Source organism: Micromonospora sp. NPDC048868 (genome assembly GCF_043198195.1).
In the GTDB taxonomy this organism is placed as follows: Bacteria; Actinomycetota; Actinomycetes; order Mycobacteriales; family Micromonosporaceae; genus Micromonospora; species Micromonospora reichwaldensis.
Genome location: NZ_JBICUN010000017.1, coordinates 79,203 through 96,370, shown reverse-complemented (window position 1 = coordinate 96,370; position 17,168 = coordinate 79,203). Strand labels below are relative to the sequence as shown.

The 17,168-nt window shown below is 74.6% G+C and carries 17 protein-coding genes; 9 read left to right on the top strand and 8 right to left on the bottom strand.

What is annotated here, in order from left to right:
• The first annotated feature begins 31 nt into the window (after positions 1 to 31).
• Both ACGFNF_RS23735 and ACGFNF_RS23730 read left to right on the top strand, forming a co-directional pair.
• Positions 32 to 1,141 carry a hypothetical protein gene (locus ACGFNF_RS23735; protein WP_393170699.1) on the top strand — a complete coding sequence of 370 codons (1,110 nt, stop codon included), beginning with the start codon at positions 32 to 34 and terminating at the stop codon, positions 1,139 to 1,141.
• 45 nt (positions 1,142 to 1,186) lie between these two features.
• Positions 1,187 to 2,014 (top strand): inositol monophosphatase family protein, encoded by an 828-nt coding sequence (locus ACGFNF_RS23730; RefSeq protein WP_393170697.1) that lies wholly within the window; start codon positions 1,187 to 1,189, stop codon positions 2,012 to 2,014.
• Positions 2,015 to 2,081: 67 nt separating this feature from the next.
• Here the strand turns inward: ACGFNF_RS23730 and ACGFNF_RS23725 are convergent, their stop codons facing one another.
• Together ACGFNF_RS23725 and ACGFNF_RS23720 are read right to left on the bottom strand one after the other, a co-directional pair.
• Positions 2,082 to 2,618, bottom strand: coding sequence for a GNAT family N-acetyltransferase (locus tag ACGFNF_RS23725; protein WP_393170694.1), 537 nt, complete (start codon positions 2,616 to 2,618; stop codon positions 2,082 to 2,084).
• A gap of 55 nt (positions 2,619 to 2,673) precedes the next feature.
• Positions 2,674 to 3,009, bottom strand: coding sequence for a helix-turn-helix domain-containing protein (locus ACGFNF_RS23720; RefSeq protein WP_132239631.1), 336 nt, complete (start codon positions 3,007 to 3,009; stop codon positions 2,674 to 2,676).
• 142 nt (positions 3,010 to 3,151) lie between these two features.
• Between ACGFNF_RS23720 and ACGFNF_RS23715 the strand changes: the two genes are divergently transcribed.
• The 6 genes from ACGFNF_RS23715 (at position 3,152) to ACGFNF_RS23690 (ending at position 8,269) form a co-directional block, all read left to right on the top strand.
• The gene (locus tag ACGFNF_RS23715) at positions 3,152 to 4,036 is read left to right on the top strand and encodes an NAD(P)-dependent oxidoreductase (RefSeq protein WP_393170691.1); all 885 of its coding nucleotides are present in this window, start codon (positions 3,152 to 3,154) and stop codon (positions 4,034 to 4,036) included.
• Entirely contained in the window at positions 4,033 to 4,923 is an 891-nt protein-coding gene (locus ACGFNF_RS23710; RefSeq protein ID WP_393170689.1) for an NAD(P)-dependent oxidoreductase, read from the top strand. The genes ACGFNF_RS23715 and ACGFNF_RS23710 overlap by 4 nt, the downstream gene beginning before the upstream one ends.
• 109 nt (positions 4,924 to 5,032) lie before the next feature.
• Positions 5,033 to 5,872: an ArsR/SmtB family transcription factor gene (locus ACGFNF_RS23705; RefSeq protein ID WP_393170687.1), complete on the top strand. Its 840-nt coding sequence runs from the start codon at positions 5,033 to 5,035 to the stop codon at positions 5,870 to 5,872.
• Between the two features lie 412 nt (positions 5,873 to 6,284).
• Positions 6,285 to 6,773: a hypothetical protein gene (locus ACGFNF_RS23700; protein ID WP_357580070.1), complete on the top strand. Its 489-nt coding sequence runs from the start codon at positions 6,285 to 6,287 to the stop codon at positions 6,771 to 6,773.
• Between the two features lie 112 nt (positions 6,774 to 6,885).
• Positions 6,886 to 7,506 (top strand): class F sortase, encoded by a 621-nt coding sequence (locus ACGFNF_RS23695; RefSeq protein ID WP_393170685.1) that lies wholly within the window; start codon positions 6,886 to 6,888, stop codon positions 7,504 to 7,506.
• Positions 7,507 to 7,570: 64 nt separating this feature from the next.
• The gene (locus ACGFNF_RS23690) at positions 7,571 to 8,269 is read left to right on the top strand and encodes a CorA family divalent cation transporter (RefSeq protein ID WP_393170683.1); all 699 of its coding nucleotides are present in this window, start codon (positions 7,571 to 7,573) and stop codon (positions 8,267 to 8,269) included.
• Positions 8,270 to 8,275: 6 nt separating this feature from the next.
• Here the strand turns inward: ACGFNF_RS23690 and ACGFNF_RS23685 are convergent, their stop codons facing one another.
• From ACGFNF_RS23685 to ACGFNF_RS23660, 6 genes are all read right to left on the bottom strand, one after another.
• Positions 8,276 to 10,459 carry a N,N-dimethylformamidase beta subunit family domain-containing protein gene (locus ACGFNF_RS23685; protein WP_393170681.1) on the bottom strand — a complete coding sequence of 728 codons (2,184 nt, stop codon included), beginning with the start codon at positions 10,457 to 10,459 and terminating at the stop codon, positions 8,276 to 8,278.
• 317 nt (positions 10,460 to 10,776) lie between these two features.
• Positions 10,777 to 12,243, bottom strand: a complete 1,467-nt coding sequence (locus ACGFNF_RS23680) for an NAD(P)/FAD-dependent oxidoreductase (protein WP_393170679.1) — start codon at positions 12,241 to 12,243, stop codon at positions 10,777 to 10,779.
• Positions 12,240 to 12,551, bottom strand: a complete 312-nt coding sequence (locus ACGFNF_RS23675) for a (2Fe-2S)-binding protein (protein ID WP_393170677.1) — start codon at positions 12,549 to 12,551, stop codon at positions 12,240 to 12,242. Before ACGFNF_RS23675 ends, ACGFNF_RS23680 begins: the two co-directional genes overlap by 4 nt.
• The gene (locus ACGFNF_RS23670; RefSeq protein ID WP_393170675.1) at positions 12,544 to 13,731 is read right to left on the bottom strand and encodes an NAD(P)/FAD-dependent oxidoreductase; all 1,188 of its coding nucleotides are present in this window, start codon (positions 13,729 to 13,731) and stop codon (positions 12,544 to 12,546) included. Before ACGFNF_RS23670 ends, ACGFNF_RS23675 begins: the two co-directional genes overlap by 8 nt.
• The gene (locus tag ACGFNF_RS23665) at positions 13,728 to 14,648 is read right to left on the bottom strand and encodes a dihydrodipicolinate synthase family protein (protein ID WP_393170673.1); all 921 of its coding nucleotides are present in this window, start codon (positions 14,646 to 14,648) and stop codon (positions 13,728 to 13,730) included. Before ACGFNF_RS23665 ends, ACGFNF_RS23670 begins: the two co-directional genes overlap by 4 nt.
• A 73-nt stretch (positions 14,649 to 14,721) precedes the next feature.
• Positions 14,722 to 15,258, bottom strand: a complete 537-nt coding sequence (locus ACGFNF_RS23660) for a helix-turn-helix domain-containing protein (RefSeq protein WP_393170671.1) — start codon at positions 15,256 to 15,258, stop codon at positions 14,722 to 14,724.
• 301 nt (positions 15,259 to 15,559) lie between these two features.
• Here ACGFNF_RS23660 and ACGFNF_RS23655 point away from each other — a divergent pair, with 301 nt between their 5' ends.
• Complete coding sequence (locus ACGFNF_RS23655; RefSeq protein WP_357580077.1) at positions 15,560 to 17,167, top strand: ABC transporter substrate-binding protein; 1,608 nt, start codon at positions 15,560 to 15,562, stop codon at positions 17,165 to 17,167.
• The last annotated feature ends 1 nt before the right edge of the window (position 17,168 follow it).

Sequence of the window (17,168 nt, the reverse complement as noted above, 5' to 3'; positions counted from 1 at the left end):
GGCCACCGCGCAACCGGGAGGACGCCCGCCGATGAGCATCACCGCCGCCAACGCGCTCACCGCCCGTTGGGCGTCCACGGTGGGCGGCGGGCAGACGGTCGTCTCCGGCGCCGGCGTCTATCCGCTGCTGGCGCTGCTCGCCCGCTACGCGACCGGTCCGGTCCGCGACGAGCTGCTCGCGGTCGCGCCGGAACCGGCCCGGTTCGACCTGGACCGCTCCCCCACCACCCGGCTCGCGCTCGCCGCCTGGGCGCGGCGGGACCTGCCGTTGGCCGACCGGTGGTTGCGGGAGGTGCCGGCGGCCATGCGCGGGGAGCTGACCGGCGATCCGGCGCACGACCAGCGGGCCCTCGACGGGTGGGCCGCGACCCACACCGACGGCCTGGTCCCCCGGATGCCGGTGCGGGTCACCCCGGCGACCGCGATGGTGCTGGCCAGCGCGCTGTCGCTGCGCACCGAGTGGGCCACGGCGTTCCGCGACGCCTGGTGCCAGCCGTCCGCCGGGCCGTGGCACGGTCGCCGGCTCGCCGGGCTGAGCCGGACGAGCTACGACCTCGACGCGCTGCGGGCCGTCGACACCCCCGCCGGCCCGCTGAGCCTGCTGACCGTGCGGGGCGCCGAGGACGTCGACGTGGTGCTCGCCCTGGGTGCGCCGCGGCACGGGGCGGCGGAGGTGCTCCCGGCCGCCATCGGCGCGCTCGACGCACCGGCCGCGCTGCCGATCGCCGCCGGCCCCGGCGTCGACGAGCAGGTCGTCGACGCCGTCGACGACCGGCCGGAACTGCTCGTCTCCACCGTGGCCTTCACCGCCTCCGCCGACCACGACCTGCTGGAGCGGGCCGCGCTGTTCGGCCTGTCCACCGCGATCGGGGACGGCGACCACTTTCCCGGCATCTCCCGGCTCCTGGCGGTCTCACAGGCACGGCAGAGCGCGACGGCGACCTTCAGCGCGACGGGTTTCCGCGCCGCCGTGGTCACCGCCGTCGCCACGCGGGCGGGTTCCGCGCCGCCGCGGTTCACCGCGCGCAAGCGGCGGGTACGCCTCGACGTCGACCGCCCGTTCGGCTTCCTCGCCGTGCACCGGCCCAGCGGGCTGGTGCTGCTCGCCGGCTGGGTGACCGACCCCGACCGTCGCGGCTGAGCGTCGGGCGCACCGCCGTCCCGCCGGCCCGGGTACCGTGCGGCCATGACACTCACCGACCCGGAACTGGCCATCGTCGCGGCACAGGCGGGCGCGGCGGTCGTCCGGGCCCGGTTCGGCGGGCCGCTGGAACGGTTCGACAAGTCGCCCGGTGACTTCGCCACCGCCGCCGACCTCGAGTCGGAGCGGGCCGTCCTCGACGTGCTGCGTCGCGCCCGGCCGCACGACGCCGTGCTGGGCGAGGAGAGCGGCCACACCGGTTCCCGGTCGGCGGACCGGACCTGGCTCGTCGACCCGCTCTGCGGCACGCTGAACTACGCGGCACGGACCCCGCTGGTCGCGGTGAACGTGGCGCTGCGTACCGGTCCGGAGGTCACCGCCGCCGCGATCGCCGACCCGTTCGCCGGGGAGGTGTTCTGGTTCGGGGCCGGCGGGGCGGCCCAGATCCGTCGCGACGGCGTCGACGAGCCCCTCGCGCCGTCGGCCCGCTCCCGGCTGGTGGACGTCAACCTCGACCCGCCGTTCCCGAACGCCCCCGCGTTCCGGGCGACCGGGATGCTCGCGGACGTGGAGTTCACCGCGCGGTTCGGGCCACGGGTGCTCTCCACCACACTGGTCGTCGCGTGGGTCGCCGCCGGTCGACGGGCCGCTTACGTCACCGACGGGGACCTCCGCGACAGCGTGCACTTCGCCGGCGGCATCGCCCTGTGCCAGGCCGCCGGGTGCGTGGTGACCGGGCTGCGGGGGCAGCCCCCGCACACCGGCGTGGGTGGGCTGATCGCGGCGGCGGACGCGGAGACGCACGCCGCCCTGCTGGCCGTCGTCGACAGGCAGTTCCGGGCGGCGCCGGAGCGAGCAGCGGCCCGGCCCTGAGCGGCGCCGCCGGCCAGCGGCACGCTGGTGATCAGCGGCCGGCCGGCCGGGGATTGCCGCCCGACGCTCAGCGGTCCCCGGCCCGCTTGCGGTAGACGACCTGCCGGCGCAGCGGACCGGAGTCGACCTCCGGGTCGTCGAAGTCGTCGGCCGGATCGGTGGTCATGCCCAGGCGACGCATCACCGCCTGCGAGCGCAGGTTGGTCGCGGTGGTGATGGCCAGGATCTCCGGCAGCCCGACGGTGTCGAAGCCGTACCGCAGGACGGCCCGGGCCGCCTCGGTGGCGTAGCCGTGGCCCCAGGCGGGGCGGGCGAGCCGCCAGCCCGCCTCCACGCCGGTGACCGGCACACCCTCGTCGACCCGGTCCAGCCCGGCGAAGCCGACGAACGCGCCGCCGTCGCGGACCTCGACGGCCCAGAAGCCGTAGCCGAGCCGGTCGAGGTCGGCTTGGAACGCGCGCGCCGAGGCGGCGGCCTGTTCGGCGGTGAGCAGCGGGCCGAGGTGCTCGCGCACCTCCGGATCGGCGTTCATCGCGGCCCACGGCGAGAGGTCGGACTCCCGCCAGTCGCGCAGCAGCAGCCGTTCGGTCCTGATCTCCGTCACCGCGCGACCCTACGCGCCGGGCAGCCGCCGGGGCACGCGGATTCGCGCCGGCCGGTCAGTCCCGGGGGATGGCCTCGATGGTCGCCATGTTCCGCTCGCCCCAGTCGCCGAGCGGCATCAGCGCCTCGTTGAGGGACCGGCCGAAGTCGGTAAGCGAGTATTCCACCTTGGGCGGGACCTGCCGGTAGACCTCGCGGTGCACGAGGCCGTACGCCTCCATCTCGCGCAGTTGCTGGATCAGCATCTTCTCGCTGATCCCGGTGATCCCCCGGCGCACCTCGGCGAAGCGGCGGGGGCCCCCGTCCAGCTCCCACAGGATCAGCGCCTTCCACTTGCCGCCCACGACGTCGATCGCGGCGTCGAGCCCGCACGTGTAGGTCCGCTTCTTCACGTCGCCCCGCTCTCACTTACCAAAAGGTAAGTACCTGAGGAAATAGTCGGTACTTGATGCTTCGCGCGTACGGAAACAGGATGGGACCGGCCCGGCGGCACGCGCAAGGGCCGAGCCACCCCGTCCACGAAGGAGCACTTCCGTGACCGACCGCGATCTGTCCCCCGTGACCGTGCTGGGCCTCGGGCCGATGGGCCGGGCCCTCGCCGGCGCGCTGCTGGCCGCCGGCCACCCGACCACCGTCTGGAACCGCACGGCCGACCGGGCCGATCCCCTCGTCGCACGTGGCGCCCGGCGGGCGCCGACCGTGGCGGAGGCCGTCCGCGCGAGCCCGCTGGTGCTCGCCTGCGTCATCGACTACGCGGCCGTCCGCGCCGTCGTCGAGCCCGCGGTCGAAGCCCTCGCCGGGCGCACCCTGGTGAACCTGACCGCCGACACCCCGCAACGGGCCCGCGCGATGGCGGCCTGGGCCGCCGGGCAGGGCGTCGACTACCTCGACGGCGCGATCATGACCCCGGCCCCCACCATCGGCGGGTCCGAGGCGCTGGTGCTCTACAGCGGGCCCGAACGGGTCTGGCACGCCCAGCGGGACACCCTGCGGAGCCTGGGCGGCTCGGCCGACTGGCTGGGCCCGGACCCGGCTCGTGCGGCCGCCCACGACGTGGCGCTGCTCGACGTGTTCTGGACCGCGATGAGCGGCATCGCGCACGCCTTCGCCCTGGCCCGGGCGGAGGGGATCACGGCGACCGAGCTTGCGCCGTACGCCAAGGGGATCTCGGGCCTGCTGCCCGACCTCGTCGACGACCTGGCCGGGCGGATCGACGTCGGGAACCACACCGCCGACGTCTCCACCATCGCCTCCGCCGCCGCCACCATGGCGCACATCGTCGAGGCGGCCGAGGGGCACGGCATCGACACCGGCACGCTCCGGGCGGCCAACGCCGTCGCCGCCCGCGCGGTGGACGCCGGGCACGGTGCCGACGACTTCTCCCGGCTGGTCCGGGTGTACGCGGAGACGGCCGCGTGAGCGCCCCACGCCGCCGGCCCGTCGCCGTGCTCGGGCTCGGCGCGATGGGCAGGGCCCTGGCCGGCGCGCTGCTGGCCGCCGGGCATCCCACGACCGTGTGGAACCGGTCGCCGGAGCGCTCCGCCGCGCTGGCCGGGGCGGGAGCGGACGTGGCCGGCTCCGCTGCCGAGGCGGTCGCGGCGGGCGAACTGGTCGTGGTGTGCCTGCTCGACGACGACGTCACCCGTCGGGTGCTCGAGCGGGCGGCGCCGGCCCTGGCCGGCCGGACGGTGGTGAACCTGACCAACGGCACCCCCGCGCAGGCCCACCGGCTCGCGGAGTGGGTGACCGCGCGGGGCGCCAGGTACGTCGACGGCGGCATCATGGCCGTGCCGTCCATGATCGGCCAGCCCGGCGCGTTCGTGCTCTACAGCGGCGCGGAGGACGCCTTCCTCGACTGGCGGGACACCCTCGCGGCGTTCGGCGACGTCCACTGGCTCGGCGCCGACCCCGGTCGGGCCGCCGTGCACGACCTGGCCCTGCTCGCCGCCATGTACGGCATGTTCGGTGGATTCCTGCACGCCACGGCGATGATCCGCGCGGCCGGCACGCCGGCGGGCCAGTTCGCGCCGATGGTGACCGGGTGGCTGACCGCCATGCTCGGGGAACTGCCCGCCATGGCGGCGGCCGTCGACTCGGGCGAGCACGACGCCGACGGGTCCTCCCTGCGGATGCAGGCCGCCAGCTTCGGCAACCTGCTGGCAGCCTGCCGGGACCTGGGGGTCGACGCCGGGCTGATGCGCCCGGTACGTGACCTGCTGGACGAGGCGGTCGCCCGGGGCCACGGCGAGGAGGGCCTCTCCGCGCTGGTGGGGCTGCTGCACGACGACGCCGGCCGCCCGGCCTGACCGCTCCCGCCGCCCCTGACGGGTGGATGCGGCGACACACTGGACAGGCAGTCGTCCGGTTGCCTAATGTGACAGGCAGCCGGACGGCTGCGTGTGCGAGGTGGGCAGGGTGGACGACGTGTTCCGGGCGCTGGCCGACGCGAGTCGGCGCCGGCTCCTCGACGACCTCAACCGGCGCGACGGGCAGAGCCTGCGCGAGCTGTGCGCCGGGCTCGACATGACCCGGCAGTCGGTCAGCAAGCACCTGGCGGTGCTGGCGGCGGCCAACCTGGTGACCACCGTGCGACGCGGCCGGGAGAAGCTGCACTACCTCAACCCCGTCCCGATCAACGCCGTCGCCGAACGATGGATCGACCGTTACGACCGCGAGCGGGTGCGCGCACTCGCCGACCTACGGACAGCGCTGGAGCGGGAGCCGATGGACAGTCCCACCTTCGTCTACACCACCTACGTCAACACCACCCCCGAGAGGCTCTGGGCCGCGCTGACCGAGCCGGAGTTCACCCGCCGCTACTGGGGCGGCGTCGCGCTGCGCTCCGACTGGCGGGTCGGCTCCCCCGTGCTGTGGCAGGACGAGCCGGGCGGCGAGTTCCGCGACCTCGGCCAGCGCGTCCTGGTCGCCGAGCCGTTCCGCCGGCTCTCCTACAGCTGGCACGGCTTCCAGCCGGAGCACGCCGCGCACTTCGGCTGGTCCGACGAGGAGTTGGCGGCCCGGCTCGGCGAGCGGAGGTCCCGGGTCACCTTCGACATCGCCCCGTACGGCGGGTTCGTCAAGTTGACAGTCACCCACGAGGACTTCTCCCCGGGCAGCGAGATGTACCGGGCCGTCAGCGGTCAACTCGACGGCAGTGGCGGCTGGCCGGAGCTGCTGGCCAGCCTCAAGTCGCTGCTGGAGACCGGGGAGCCGCTGCCCGAGCCGCGCCCCGAGAGCGCCACCGCGCAGGGCTGACCCTGTCCCGGCGCGCGCCCGGCACCGGCGGACCCCGCTGCCGGGGCGTACAGGAACGGTGGCCTGGTCCCGTCCCCGGAGCAAACCGGCCAGGACCGGGCCAACGCGGCGGGCCGGGCGCGTACGCACCCGCCGCGGGGCACCGTTCCCGAGTGGGGCCGGGACGGCCCAGCCGCGACAGCACGACCCCCGGTGACATCGGCACGGCCAACCCTCGCGGGTGGGCCGTGCCGGCATTTCCGCTGCTCCCTCCGCCTCCCGGGTGGACACGTGACGGCAACGAGGATTTCTCATTTTCACCGGATCGGGGCCCCAACCCTCCTAGGGTTGGTCACACCGGTGCTAGTCACGGAGTTGGCCACCCGAACGACGTCCCACGCAGTCAGCGGACGAAAAGTGAGGGAAGACGCGTATGAAGGCAAAGACAGTTCTCGTATCGGCGGCGCTCGGCGTGGGTCTCGGCACGCTCCTGCTCCCCGGCGCGGCGCTGGCCGACACCGTCGTGTCACCGGCCACCACGCCGGTCGGCGGGACGGTCGTGCTCACCGCGACGACCTGCAACCCGAAGTCCGGCGACGCGATCTTCCGCGTCACCGGCCCCGACCGCGACCAGAACGTCCGGTCCACCACCGCCGCGGCCGGCGGCGGGCTGAGCGCCGAACTCTTCACCGCCGGCTTCACCCTGGGCACCTACACCGTGACCGCGACCTGCGGCGACGGCAGCGCGGCCGGCAGCGCCACGTTCACCGTCACCCCGATCGGCGGGGCCCAGGCCGGCGGGCGCGGCGACACCGACGGGACCGGCGCGTTGGCGGCCGGCGGCGCCCTGCTCGGCTCCGCCGCGGGCGGCGCCCTGGTTCTGGCCCGCCGCCGGCGCCACATGGCGGCGGCCACGCTCTGACCGACGGCCCCGTGCCGTCCACTCCTGCAAGTCGTCCATCCCTGCAACGGGTGCCCGCACCGGTGAACCCACCGGAGCGGGCACCCGGGCGCACGCGTACGGAGGTGGGATCGTGTCCTGGCGCAGGCCCGGCTGGGCGGTCACGGTCGTCGTCCTGCTCGCCACGACCGGGCTCGGCCTGGTCGCCGCCGGGCTGGCGACGACCCCGCCCCGCCCGCCCCGGCCGGAGGCCGCCGACGCCCCCGCACCGGTCCGCTCCGCGCCGCCGGTGCCGCCGCTGCACCGGGCCGCGCCGGTCGACGTGCGGATCCCGGCCATCGACGTGCGGGCACGGATCGTCCCGGTGGGCGCCGACGCCGACGGGCGCCTGGAGGTGCCGCCGCTGGACCGGCCCACCCTGGCCGGCTGGTACCGGCACGGCGTCAGCCCCGGCGAGACCGGCAACGCCGTGATCGTCGGGCACGTCGACTCCGCCGCCGGCCCCGCCGTCTTCTTCGACCTCGGCCGGCTGCGGCCCGGCGACACCGTACGGATCACCCGCGCCGACGCCAGCGTCGCCACCTTCGCCGTCGACGGCGTCGGGTCGTACCCGAAGGACCGCTTCCCCACCGACCTGGTCTACGGGCCCAGCGACGCGACCGGCCTGCGGCTGATCACCTGCGGCGGCCGGTTCGACCGGGACAGCGGCAACTACGTCGACAACGTCATCGTGTTCGCCACCCGGGTGCCGTGACCCCCGGACCCGCCCGACCCGAGTACGGTGTCCGCGCGGATGCCGGTGCGGCGGAGGGGGACGGGTGGTTCGGCTGGCGAGGGAACGGGTCAGGCTGTCGGCCGTGTTCGACCGGCTGCTCGGCCGACCGCTGCCCGGGCAGCGCGCGCCGCAGCCCCGTCGCTCCAATCCCGGCGCCGTGGTCGACTGTGCCGTCTACGTCGGCGGGCGGCGCGAGCCCGGCCGCCCGCACTACGCCGACGCGTACGCCCGCAGCCGTCGCGGCCGCGACGCCTTCGTCTGGCTGGGTCTGCACGAGCCCGATCCGGTGGTGATGGCGGCCGTCGGCCGCACCTTCGGGCTCGACGACCTCACCGTCGAGCAGGCCCTCGCCGACGGCCACCGGCCCCTGCAGGCGCCGCTGCGCTCCCTGCTCGACCAGCGGCCCGACAACCCGCCGCGCGGCCTGCACCGATGGTTCGTCGACGTGGACGCCCGGCTGACCCGGGCGGTGGACCGGGTCGCCGCCTACGACGACCTGCTGACCTCGATCGTGCAGTCCCGGTTGGCGCAGCTCGCGGTGGAGCAGAACAACGACATGCGCAAGATCGCCGCGTGGGCCGCCATCGCCGCCACCCAGACCGGCATCGCCGGGATCTACGGCATGAACTTCACAAACATGCCGGAGCTGCACTGGCGTTACGGCTACCCCACCGTGCTCGGCCTGATGGCGCTGACCGCGTTCGCCCTGCACCGCCTCTTCCGCCGCTCGGGCTGGCTCTGAGCGCCGCTACTCCATCGTGGACGGCTCCGGGATCGCGGGCGCGGGGCTGGTACGCGGCATCGGGACCTCGGTGGCCCGGACCGCCGGCGCCGACGCCAGCATCCGGTCGAAGACGTTGCGCAACAGCGTCGACATCGCCGGATCGTCCGCCAGGGCGCCGACGAACGAGATCGAGGACGCGCTGAAGACCAGGGCGCCGTTGGGCCGCTCCAGGAAGACCATCGCGGCGCCCTGGCCGCCGGGGTTCTCCCCCCGGGCGATGACCTGCGCCGAGGACGCCTCGCCGGCCAGCCCGCGCAGCCCGTCGGTCTCCCAGCCGCTGGCGGCGCCGTTGTAACCCGTGCGGCCGAACCTGCTGCCGACCACCAGGCCGGTGCCGGCCAGCAGCGGGTGGTCACGCAGCACCTGGTACGGCGCGTACGTGCCGGCGTCGACGTAGTTGGTGCCGAGCAGTTGCGAGGCGGGCAGGCCCAGCTCCGTGTAGATGTCCCGCCTGCCGTCCGCGCGGCGGTAGGTGACCACCGTACGAGCGGAGTTGACCTGCACCCGCTCGTACAGGCCGTTGCCGCCCGGGTAGATCAGCCGGCCGCCGCCGGCCTGGAAGTTGACCAGGCGCTGCCGCATCGTGTCGGACCAGTACTCGGGGTGGCTGCCCAGCACGAGCACCCGGTAGTTGGTGAGCCAGCCGTTGGAGCCGTGCAGGTCGGCGTCCTCGTAGACGTCGAAGGCGAGCCCCTGCCGGGACATCCAGCGGGTCAGCAGGAGATCCGAGAAGAGGGTGTGGTCGCGGATCCCGGGGTCGTCGACGTTCAGCTCCGTCGACGGCCGGCGTACGGAGAGGGGCCGGCGGCCCGTCGTGTCCGGGCAGTACTGACTGTGCCCGCCCCAGCTGTTGTAGGCGTTGTAGGTGAAGGTGGGCAGCAGCACCGCGATCCTGTTGGTGGGGCGGGTCGGCCGCACGAGGAACGGCACGTACCGGTGCAGCCCGTTCGGGCCCTCCAGCCGGGCGGCGTAGAGGCCGGGCTGCCAGTCGGCGGGGACCCGGAACTGCAACCGGTCCGACCAGCCGCAGCCGACACCGAGGAACCCCACCGGCAGCGACTGCACCCCGCCGGTGACGGGCAGCGGCTGCGAGACGACCACGGGGGCGCCGGGGTTGGGTGCCAGCCGGACCATCGACGCGGTGAGCGACGGGAACCCGGTGGACACCGCGAAACGCGCCACCTCGCCCTGCGCCACGCTCGGCGTGTTGGCGTAGCCCTGGAGGGCGGCCTGCGTCTGCACCGTCCAGCCGGAACCGACCCGCTTGCCGGTGCCGCTGTTCATCCAGGCGGCCCGCCCGTCGGGGCCGGCGGTGGTGTGGTTCGTCAACCGGTACTGCGTGAGCGCGCCGCTCTGCCGGGCGGTGGCCGCGTCCGGCGGGATCGCGTACAGCACCCCCTGGCCGGTGCACCACACCCCGTCGTTGAGGAAGAAGTTGCGGAAGCCGGAGCCGATCCGCAGGCCCGAGCCCGACGCCCAGGTGCCGCCGCCGAGGTGCCGGTGCCAGCGGATGTCGCCGTAGTGGTAGGCGTAGAGGACCCCGGAGGTGTCCGCCTGCAACACCGCGCCGGTGAAGCCGCCACCGATGCGCGCCCCCTGGACCGTCCACGTCCTGCCGACCAGGTCGTACTGGTGCAGGAAGAGGTCGCCCGCGGCGTTCTGCCCGTAGAACGCGCCGTGGAACCCACACAGCCGGGGATAGCGCTCGAATCCGGCGCCGATCTGCCCGCCGCTGATCCAGGTGCCGGCGCCGGTAGTCGAGTTCGTCAGCCGGTAACGGTAGTAGTGGACGGTGCCGTCGCCGCGTACAGCGTAGAGCGAGCCGTCGAGCCCGCCGAAGACCGCCCGGAACTGGTGCCAGCCGGAGCCGATCCGGCGGCCCGAACCGCTCGCCCACGTGAACGCGCCGGTCTGCCAGCCCGTGTGCCGGTACCAGTACAGCGCGCCGTCGGCCTGGATCGCGAAGATGACGCCGTACCCGCCGCCGACCAGGCGGATGAACCGTTGCTGCGGGTCGTACTGGGGCACGGCGGCCGACGCGCCGGACGAGCCCGCCAGCAGCAGCGGCGGCACGGAGGCGGCGATGACGGCGCCGTCGCGGAGCAGCCGTCGGCGCGGTACGCCCCCCAGGCCCGGCACGTTTCCCATGGCGACCCCTCTCCGGCGAGGCGGATGTGCTGGGCAACCTACGAAACCGAGGGCGCCGGCGGGACCCCGTCAGGCGCCCTGAGCGGCGAAATCGGATGATCCGCGCGCACCTCCGACCGGCCGGCCCGCGCCGGTCCCGCCGATCAAGCGATTGACGGATGGCGATCGACTGTTGTCGATCGAGGCGAGGGGCCCGGCGCGGCCCGGCGCGGCCCGGCGGCGACGCCGTCACCGGCTGCCGGCTCGTCGCGGCGGTCAGGGGCTCGCCGGTTAGGGCGCGCCACGCTCAAGGGCTCGCCGATCAGGGCGCGCGGCGGTCAGGGCGTGTCGGGCGGCGCGTCGCCGATCGCGAGGGCGCGCAGGGGGACGGGCTTGACCGGCGCCTGAGCGGTGAACGCCCCTACCTCCTCCGGCCCCCGGCCGGTCAGGGTGCCGATGAACTGGCAGAGGCCCGGCTGGCAGGACCGGCCCTGGCACAGGCCCATCCCGGCGCGGGTCACCAGCTTGACGGCGTTCGCGGTGCCCAGGTGCGGGTTGGCCGCCAGCGCCCGGCGCACGTCACCGGCCCGCACCTCCTCGCAGCGGCAGAGCATGGTGTCGTCGGTGACCAGGCTGCCCAGGGCCGCCCGGTCCGGCGCGAAGCGGTCGAGCACCCGGGTGACGAAAAGTCGCCGGCGGCGCAGTTCCCGGCGCACCGGGTCGGCCAGCGCGGCGGCCCGACGCTCGTCGAGCAGCCCCAGGTCGCGCAGCACGCCCAGGGCGGCCAGCCGGCCCTCGACCTCCGCCTGCTCGGCACCCGCGACGCCGGTCAGCTCGCCGGCGACCGCGATCCGGGGCACCGAGGTGCGCAACCACTCGTCGTGCCCGACCACCCAGCCGCCCGCGGGCGAGTCCCAGGTCACCGCGCAGCCGGCCTGCCGGGCCAGCTCGACGGAGGGGACGAAGCCGTAGCCCAGCGCCAGCACGTCGCAGGGCACCTCCCGGTCGGTCCCGGGCACCGGCTGCCCCGTGGGGCCGACCTCGGCGAGGGTCACCGCGCTCAGGTCCGGGTCGCCGTCGGCGCGGCGGACGACCGTGGCGAACCGGACCGGCACCCCCGCCCGCCGCAGCACGCGCAGCGCCCCCACGCCCTCGGCGATCTTGCCGCCCGCGCCCGCCACGGCGGCCAGCCCGGCCGGACCGGGCAACAGGTCGCGGCGGCGTTGGACCAGCGCGACCTCGACCACCCGGGCGCCGGCGCGCACCAGCTGGGCGGCCACCACCAGCAGCAACGGGTGGCCCCCGGCCAGCACGAACCGGCCGCCCGGCAGCAGGCCCTGCGCCTTGACGAACGTCTGCACACCGCCCGCCGTGAGCACGCCCGGCAGGGTCCAGCCGGGAAACGGCACCGGCAGGTCGTACGCGCCGGCGGTGAGCAGCACCGCCCGGGGTTCGAGCAGGCGGACCCCGGCCGGGCCGTGCGTGGCGACCCGGTAGCGCCCCGGCGGGGGCTGCTCGCCCGCGTACCCGTCGAGGCCGGCGCGGGTGCCGAGGACGCCCCACACCGTGGTGTCGGCGAGCCACCGGACGCCGGGCGCGGCGGTGGCCTCGGCGAGCAGGGCCCGACCGGCGGCGGACGGCGCGGCCGGCGGGGTGAACCCGGCCGGCGGCCGGCGGTAGATCTGGCCGCCCGGCTGCTCCTGCTCGTCGACGACGGTGACGGCGGCGCCGTGCCGGCCGAGGGTGGCGGCGGCGGCCAGCCCGGCCGGACCGGCGCCGACCACCACCACGTCGGGCGCGCTCACCGGGGCACCGCCGTGCGGATCCGCATGCCGGCCCGTACGCGGACCAGGCAGGAACGCTGGCAGGGCACGTCGTCCACCGTGACGACGCACTCGAAGCAGATCCCCATGTTGCAGTAGGGCCCCCGGCGGGCGCCGCCGCGCGTGGCGCCGACGGCCCGTTCCCCGGCGGCCAGCAGCGCGGTGGCCAGGGACTCGCCCGGGTGGGCGGGCACCGGCCGCCCGTCCACCTCGATGGTGACCGGCGCGGGCCGGCCCATCGCGGTGCGCCTCGGCACCTCGGCGGGCTGCGGCGGGCGGTGTTCAGACAAAGTTCAGCGCTCCGAAGCGGGCGGGTGAGTAGTCCTCGACCGCACGGTCGGGCTCGCCGGTGACGACCATGGCGGCGAGGAGCCGGGCGTAGGTGAGGCCGAGGGTGAAGGCCGAGCCGCCGGTGGCGACGTACAGCCCCGGCCGGCGCGGCACCGCGCCGAGCAGCGGCAGGTGGTCCGGGGTGAGCGTGGTCATGCCCGTCCACGTCCGGATCACCGGCAGGTCCCACACCGCCGGGACCACCCGGGCGGCGTCGGCGTTGCCGACCAGCGACTCGTAGCGCAGCTCCGGGTTGGTCTCCAGGTCGACCTGTCCGGCGCGGCTGACCAGCTTGGCCGGCCAGCCGCCACCGATCAGCACGTTGCCGTCCTCGGTCTGCTTCATCGACAGCCGGCGGCCGACGTGCTGGATCAGGTGCGGCAGGAACGGCCGGCTGCGGGCGGTGGCGCTCATCGTCAGCCCGACCGGGAAGACCGGCAGCCGGACGTCGGCCATCGCGGCCAGCTCGGCGGTCCACACGCCGCCGGCGAGCACGACCGTGTCGGCCAGGTGGGTCTCCCCGGCGGTGTCCCCCGGACCGGTCCCGGTGCGCAGTTCCCAGCGCCGGCCGCGCCGGTGCAGCCCGGTGACCCGGCAGCCGGTGCGCAGCACGGCACCGTGGCGGGCGGCGGCCCGGGCCAGCGCCGGGGTGACCAGCCGCGGGTTGGCCTTGCCCTCGCCGGGCACGTGGCCGGCGGCGAGCACGGTGTCCGCCAGGTACGGCGCGAACCGGCGCAGCTCCGGGCCGGAGAGCACGGCGACGTCGAGGCCGTACTCGCGTTCGAGGGCCGCCTTGCGGTCCAGCACGGCGATCTCCGCCGGGGTCTCGGCGAGCATCAGCCCGCCGGTGCGCGACACCCCGCACCGCTCGCCGAGCTCGTCCTCGATGCTCGCCCAGGCCCGCACGGCGTCCAGGTGCAGCGGCAGCGCCCGGGCCGCCGCGCGGGCCGCGTCGTCGCCGTGCTCGACCATCCGGAACTCCAGCTGGAAGTGCAGGCTGCCCGCGTTCTGCCCGGAGGCGTGCCGGTTGACCTGGTCCTTCTCGACGAGCAGGACGCGGTTGCCGGCCCGGGCCAGGTGCCAGGCGGTCGCGCAGCCGAGCAGGCCGCCGCCGACGACCGCCGTGTCGTACGCAGTCACGGGAGCAGGTCGAGCTGGGTCATGGTGGCCCGGACACGGTCCTGTTCGGCGGGGGTCAGCGGGAGCAGCGGCGCACGGACGTGACCGGCCGGCACGCCGCGCAGGGTGAGGGCGTACTTCATGATCGCCTGCGCGTTGCCGAACCGGGCGCCGTAGTCGGGCCCGAACCAGTCCTCCATGATCACGCGGTCGCGGGCGCCGAGGACCCGGGCCCGGTCGAGGTCCCCGGCGCGCAGCGCGCGGAAGAAGTCGGGGTGGTCGGCGCCGAGCACGGCGCCGGCGCCCATCAGCCCGTCGCCGCCGATCGTGGTCATCAGCTCGATGCCCACCTCGTTGGTGGGGATGCCGAAGTAGCGCACCCGGTGCCGCAGGGCCACCAGGCTCCGGACGAATCCGCCGAAGTCCGCTGTGGAGTTCTTGACCGCCACCACGGTGTCCAGCGCGCTCAGCTCCAGCAGCAGGTCGGCGTCCAGGTCGACGCCGGTGCCGCGGGGCCAGTTGTAGACGCAGAGCGGGATGTCGACGGCCTCGGAGACGGCCCGGTAGAACGCCACGACCTCGGCGCGGGTGGGCACCACGTACGGCGGCGGGGTGAGCAGGATGCCGTACAGGCCGGCGGCCCGGGCGGCCTCGGCGTGCCGGATGGCCTCCGCCGGCGTGTACGCGTTGCAGCCGCCGAGCACGGTGAGCCGGTCGCCGACCCGCTCGGCGGCCGTCCGGAACAGCTCGGCCCGCTCCTGTTCGCTCAGACTGAACCACTCGCCCGTGGTGCCGCCGACGATCACCCCGTGCAGCCGCTCGGCGGCGAGCCAGTCCAGTTGCCCGCGCCAGGCGGCGAGGTCCAGCTCGCCCGTGGCGGTGAACGGGGTGGTGACGGCCGGGAGGTAGCCGAACCAGTCGACGCTGTCACGGTCCACTGCGGGTCCTTTCGACGGGCGGCGTCGTACCGCCCACGTGCGCGTACGCGGGCCGGGTGACGTGCCGGGTGGGTCAGGGGGTCGGCGGGGTGACCGCGATGATGAGCCGGGCCCGCTCGTCGCTGGCGTTGCGGTAGAGGTGGGGCAGCCGGGAGTCGAAGGTGATCGCCTCGCCGGTCTTCAGCACGTAGTTCTCGCCGCCGATCTCGGCCACCACCTCGCCGGTGACGGCGATCGCGCACTCGGTGGAGGGGTGCGCCCACGGCTCGGTGGAGCTTGCGTCGCCGGGCGCCAGCTCGGCTTCGAGCACCTCCAGGTCGCCCCGTCCCGGCGTGAGCCGGTCGTAGGCGATCTGCCCGGGAGGCGCGGCGAGCCGGGACCGCGAGCCGGGCCGGCTGATGTGCACCAGCGGGGCGTCCGGCTCGGAGAACAGCGCCGCGATGGAGGTGTCGAAGACCTTGGCGAGCTTACGCAGGGTGGCCAGGCTGGGGTCCGTGGCGCCGTTCTCGATCTGGCTGAGCAGGGCGGGCGACACGTCGGCCGCCGCCGCGAGCTGGCGCAGCGTGAAGGAGTGCTGCTGGCGCAGGTCGCGGAGCTGGTCACCGAGCATGCGTCTTTCCTCGTTCCGAAACAGTGTGGCTAGAAATGTTTGACGTGACTATACGCCGCTGTCTAGGGTGGTCAAACACAAGGTGAACGCGTTTGGCGCTACTAGACAAGCGGCGTTGAGGCACGAACCGGACACGAGTCCCGTCCGGGTACATCCAACCCCATGACGGCCCAACGGCGCAGACCCGCGAAGCCGCCACGGTTGCACCAACGGCCCGGCCGCGGCGTCACCGACGTCACCGGGTGTGACAGCCCCCAGAGCCCGTCCCGCGCGGGCCGGCCCATACGAAGGTAGGAACAGCATGTCGGTGTCCCCTCGCCGGCTCCGCGTCGGAGCGATCGCTCTGGCGGCGCTGGCCATAGCCTCCAGCACCGCGTGCAGCGCGGGCGGCAGCGGAGGAAACGGTGACGGCGGTTCGGCCAAGACCCTGACCGTCAACACCTCGTTCGTCCTCAAGACCCTCGACCCAGGCCGGATCTACGAGGCGACCGGCCTCACCGCCGTGCACTCGCTCTACGACACCCTGCTGACCTTCGAGGGCTCGGACGTGAGCAAGCCGGTCCCGGCGCTGGCCGAGTCGTTCGAGGCGTCGCCCGACGCCAAGACCTTCACCTTCAAGCTGCGCGAGGGCGTGAAGTTCTCCGACGGCACCGCGCTGACCGCCGACGACGTGGTCTTCTCCCTCAACCGGCTGAAGAACGTCAAGGCCAGCCCGGCCGTCATGGTCAGCGGCCTCACGTTCGCCAAGACCGACGAGCGGACCGTGGTGGTCACCTCGGCGACCGCCGACCCGAACATCCCCGTGGTGCTCGCGATGCCCTCCACCGGCGTGGTGAACTCCAAGGTCGCCAAGGAGCACGGCGCGACCGACGCCGCCGACGCCGCCAAGAGCGACACCGCGCAGCAGTACCTCGACACGAACTCCGTCGGCAGCGGCCCGTACGTGCTCAAGTCGTACGACCCGTCGGCGCAGGTGGTGCTGGAGGCCAACCCCAACTACTGGGGCGACAAGCCCGAGTTCAGCCGCGTCGTGCTGCGCAACATGGACGTGCAGACCCAGAAGCTGACCATGCAGCGGGCCGGCGGCTCCGAGATCGCGCTGGACATCTCCGGCAAGCTGCTGGAGGGGCTGCCGGGCAGCCTGAAGACCTCCGCCATGCAGGACACCGTCTACTTCCTCTTCCTCAACGCCGACCCGGCCGTCTCCCCGGTGAGCTCGAACGCGAAGTTCAACCAGGCGCTGCGGGCCGCCATCGACTACGAGGGCATCGCCGCGCTGTACGGCAAGGGCGCCGCCCCCGGCGCCGGCCTGGTCGCCCCGGCCTACCCGGGCGCGCTGCCCGCCGAGGAGCAGTCGAAGCGTGACGTGGCGAAGGCCAAGGCGTTGCTCACCGAGGCGGGGCTGACCAACCCCACGGTCAAGTTCAACTACCCGGCCATCACCTACAAGGGGGTCGACCTGGGCACGGTCGCGACGAAGGTGCAGGGCGACGCCGCCGAGGCCGGGATCAAGCTGGAGCTCACCCCGCAGCCGCTGACCACCTTCCTCGACGAGATGCGTACGGGCAAGATGGCCCTCGGGTTCACCCCGCAGAGCCTGAACTACCCGGTCGCCGACTCGCTGATCAACAACATGTCCCCCGGCCAGGCCACCGCGCTGCGCTCGGGCTGGACGGTGGAGCGGGCCGACCCGGCCGTCGTGACCGCCGGCAAGAAGGTCACCGAGACCCTCGACCTGGCCGCCCGGGCCGCCGCCATGCAGGAGTGGCAGCGGGCGATGAACGCCGCCTCGCCGTACGTCGTCCTGGCCAGCAACTCCTCCACCGTGGTGGCGAGCGGCGACCTGACCGGCACGGACTACACCGCCGCCGGTTGGCAGGTCGACCTCGCCGCGGTGGGCCGGGGGTAGT

Bases quoted from the DNA above. Each gene is read 5' to 3' on its own strand.
- ACGFNF_RS23685 (WP_393170681.1), bottom strand. From the start codon at position 10,459: ATGGGAAACGTGCCGGGCCTGGGGGGCGTACCGCGCCGACGGCTGCTC.
- ACGFNF_RS23655 (WP_357580077.1), top strand. From the start codon at position 15,560: ATGTCGGTGTCCCCTCGCCGGCTCCGCGTCGGAGCGATCGCTCTGGCG.
- ACGFNF_RS23660 (WP_393170671.1), bottom strand. From the start codon at position 15,258: ATGCTCGGTGACCAGCTCCGCGACCTGCGCCAGCAGCACTCCTTCACG.
- ACGFNF_RS23730 (WP_393170697.1), top strand. From the start codon at position 1,187: ATGACACTCACCGACCCGGAACTGGCCATCGTCGCGGCACAGGCGGGC.
- ACGFNF_RS23700 (WP_357580070.1), top strand. From the start codon at position 6,285: ATGAAGGCAAAGACAGTTCTCGTATCGGCGGCGCTCGGCGTGGGTCTC.
- ACGFNF_RS23735 (WP_393170699.1), top strand. From the start codon at position 32: ATGAGCATCACCGCCGCCAACGCGCTCACCGCCCGTTGGGCGTCCACG.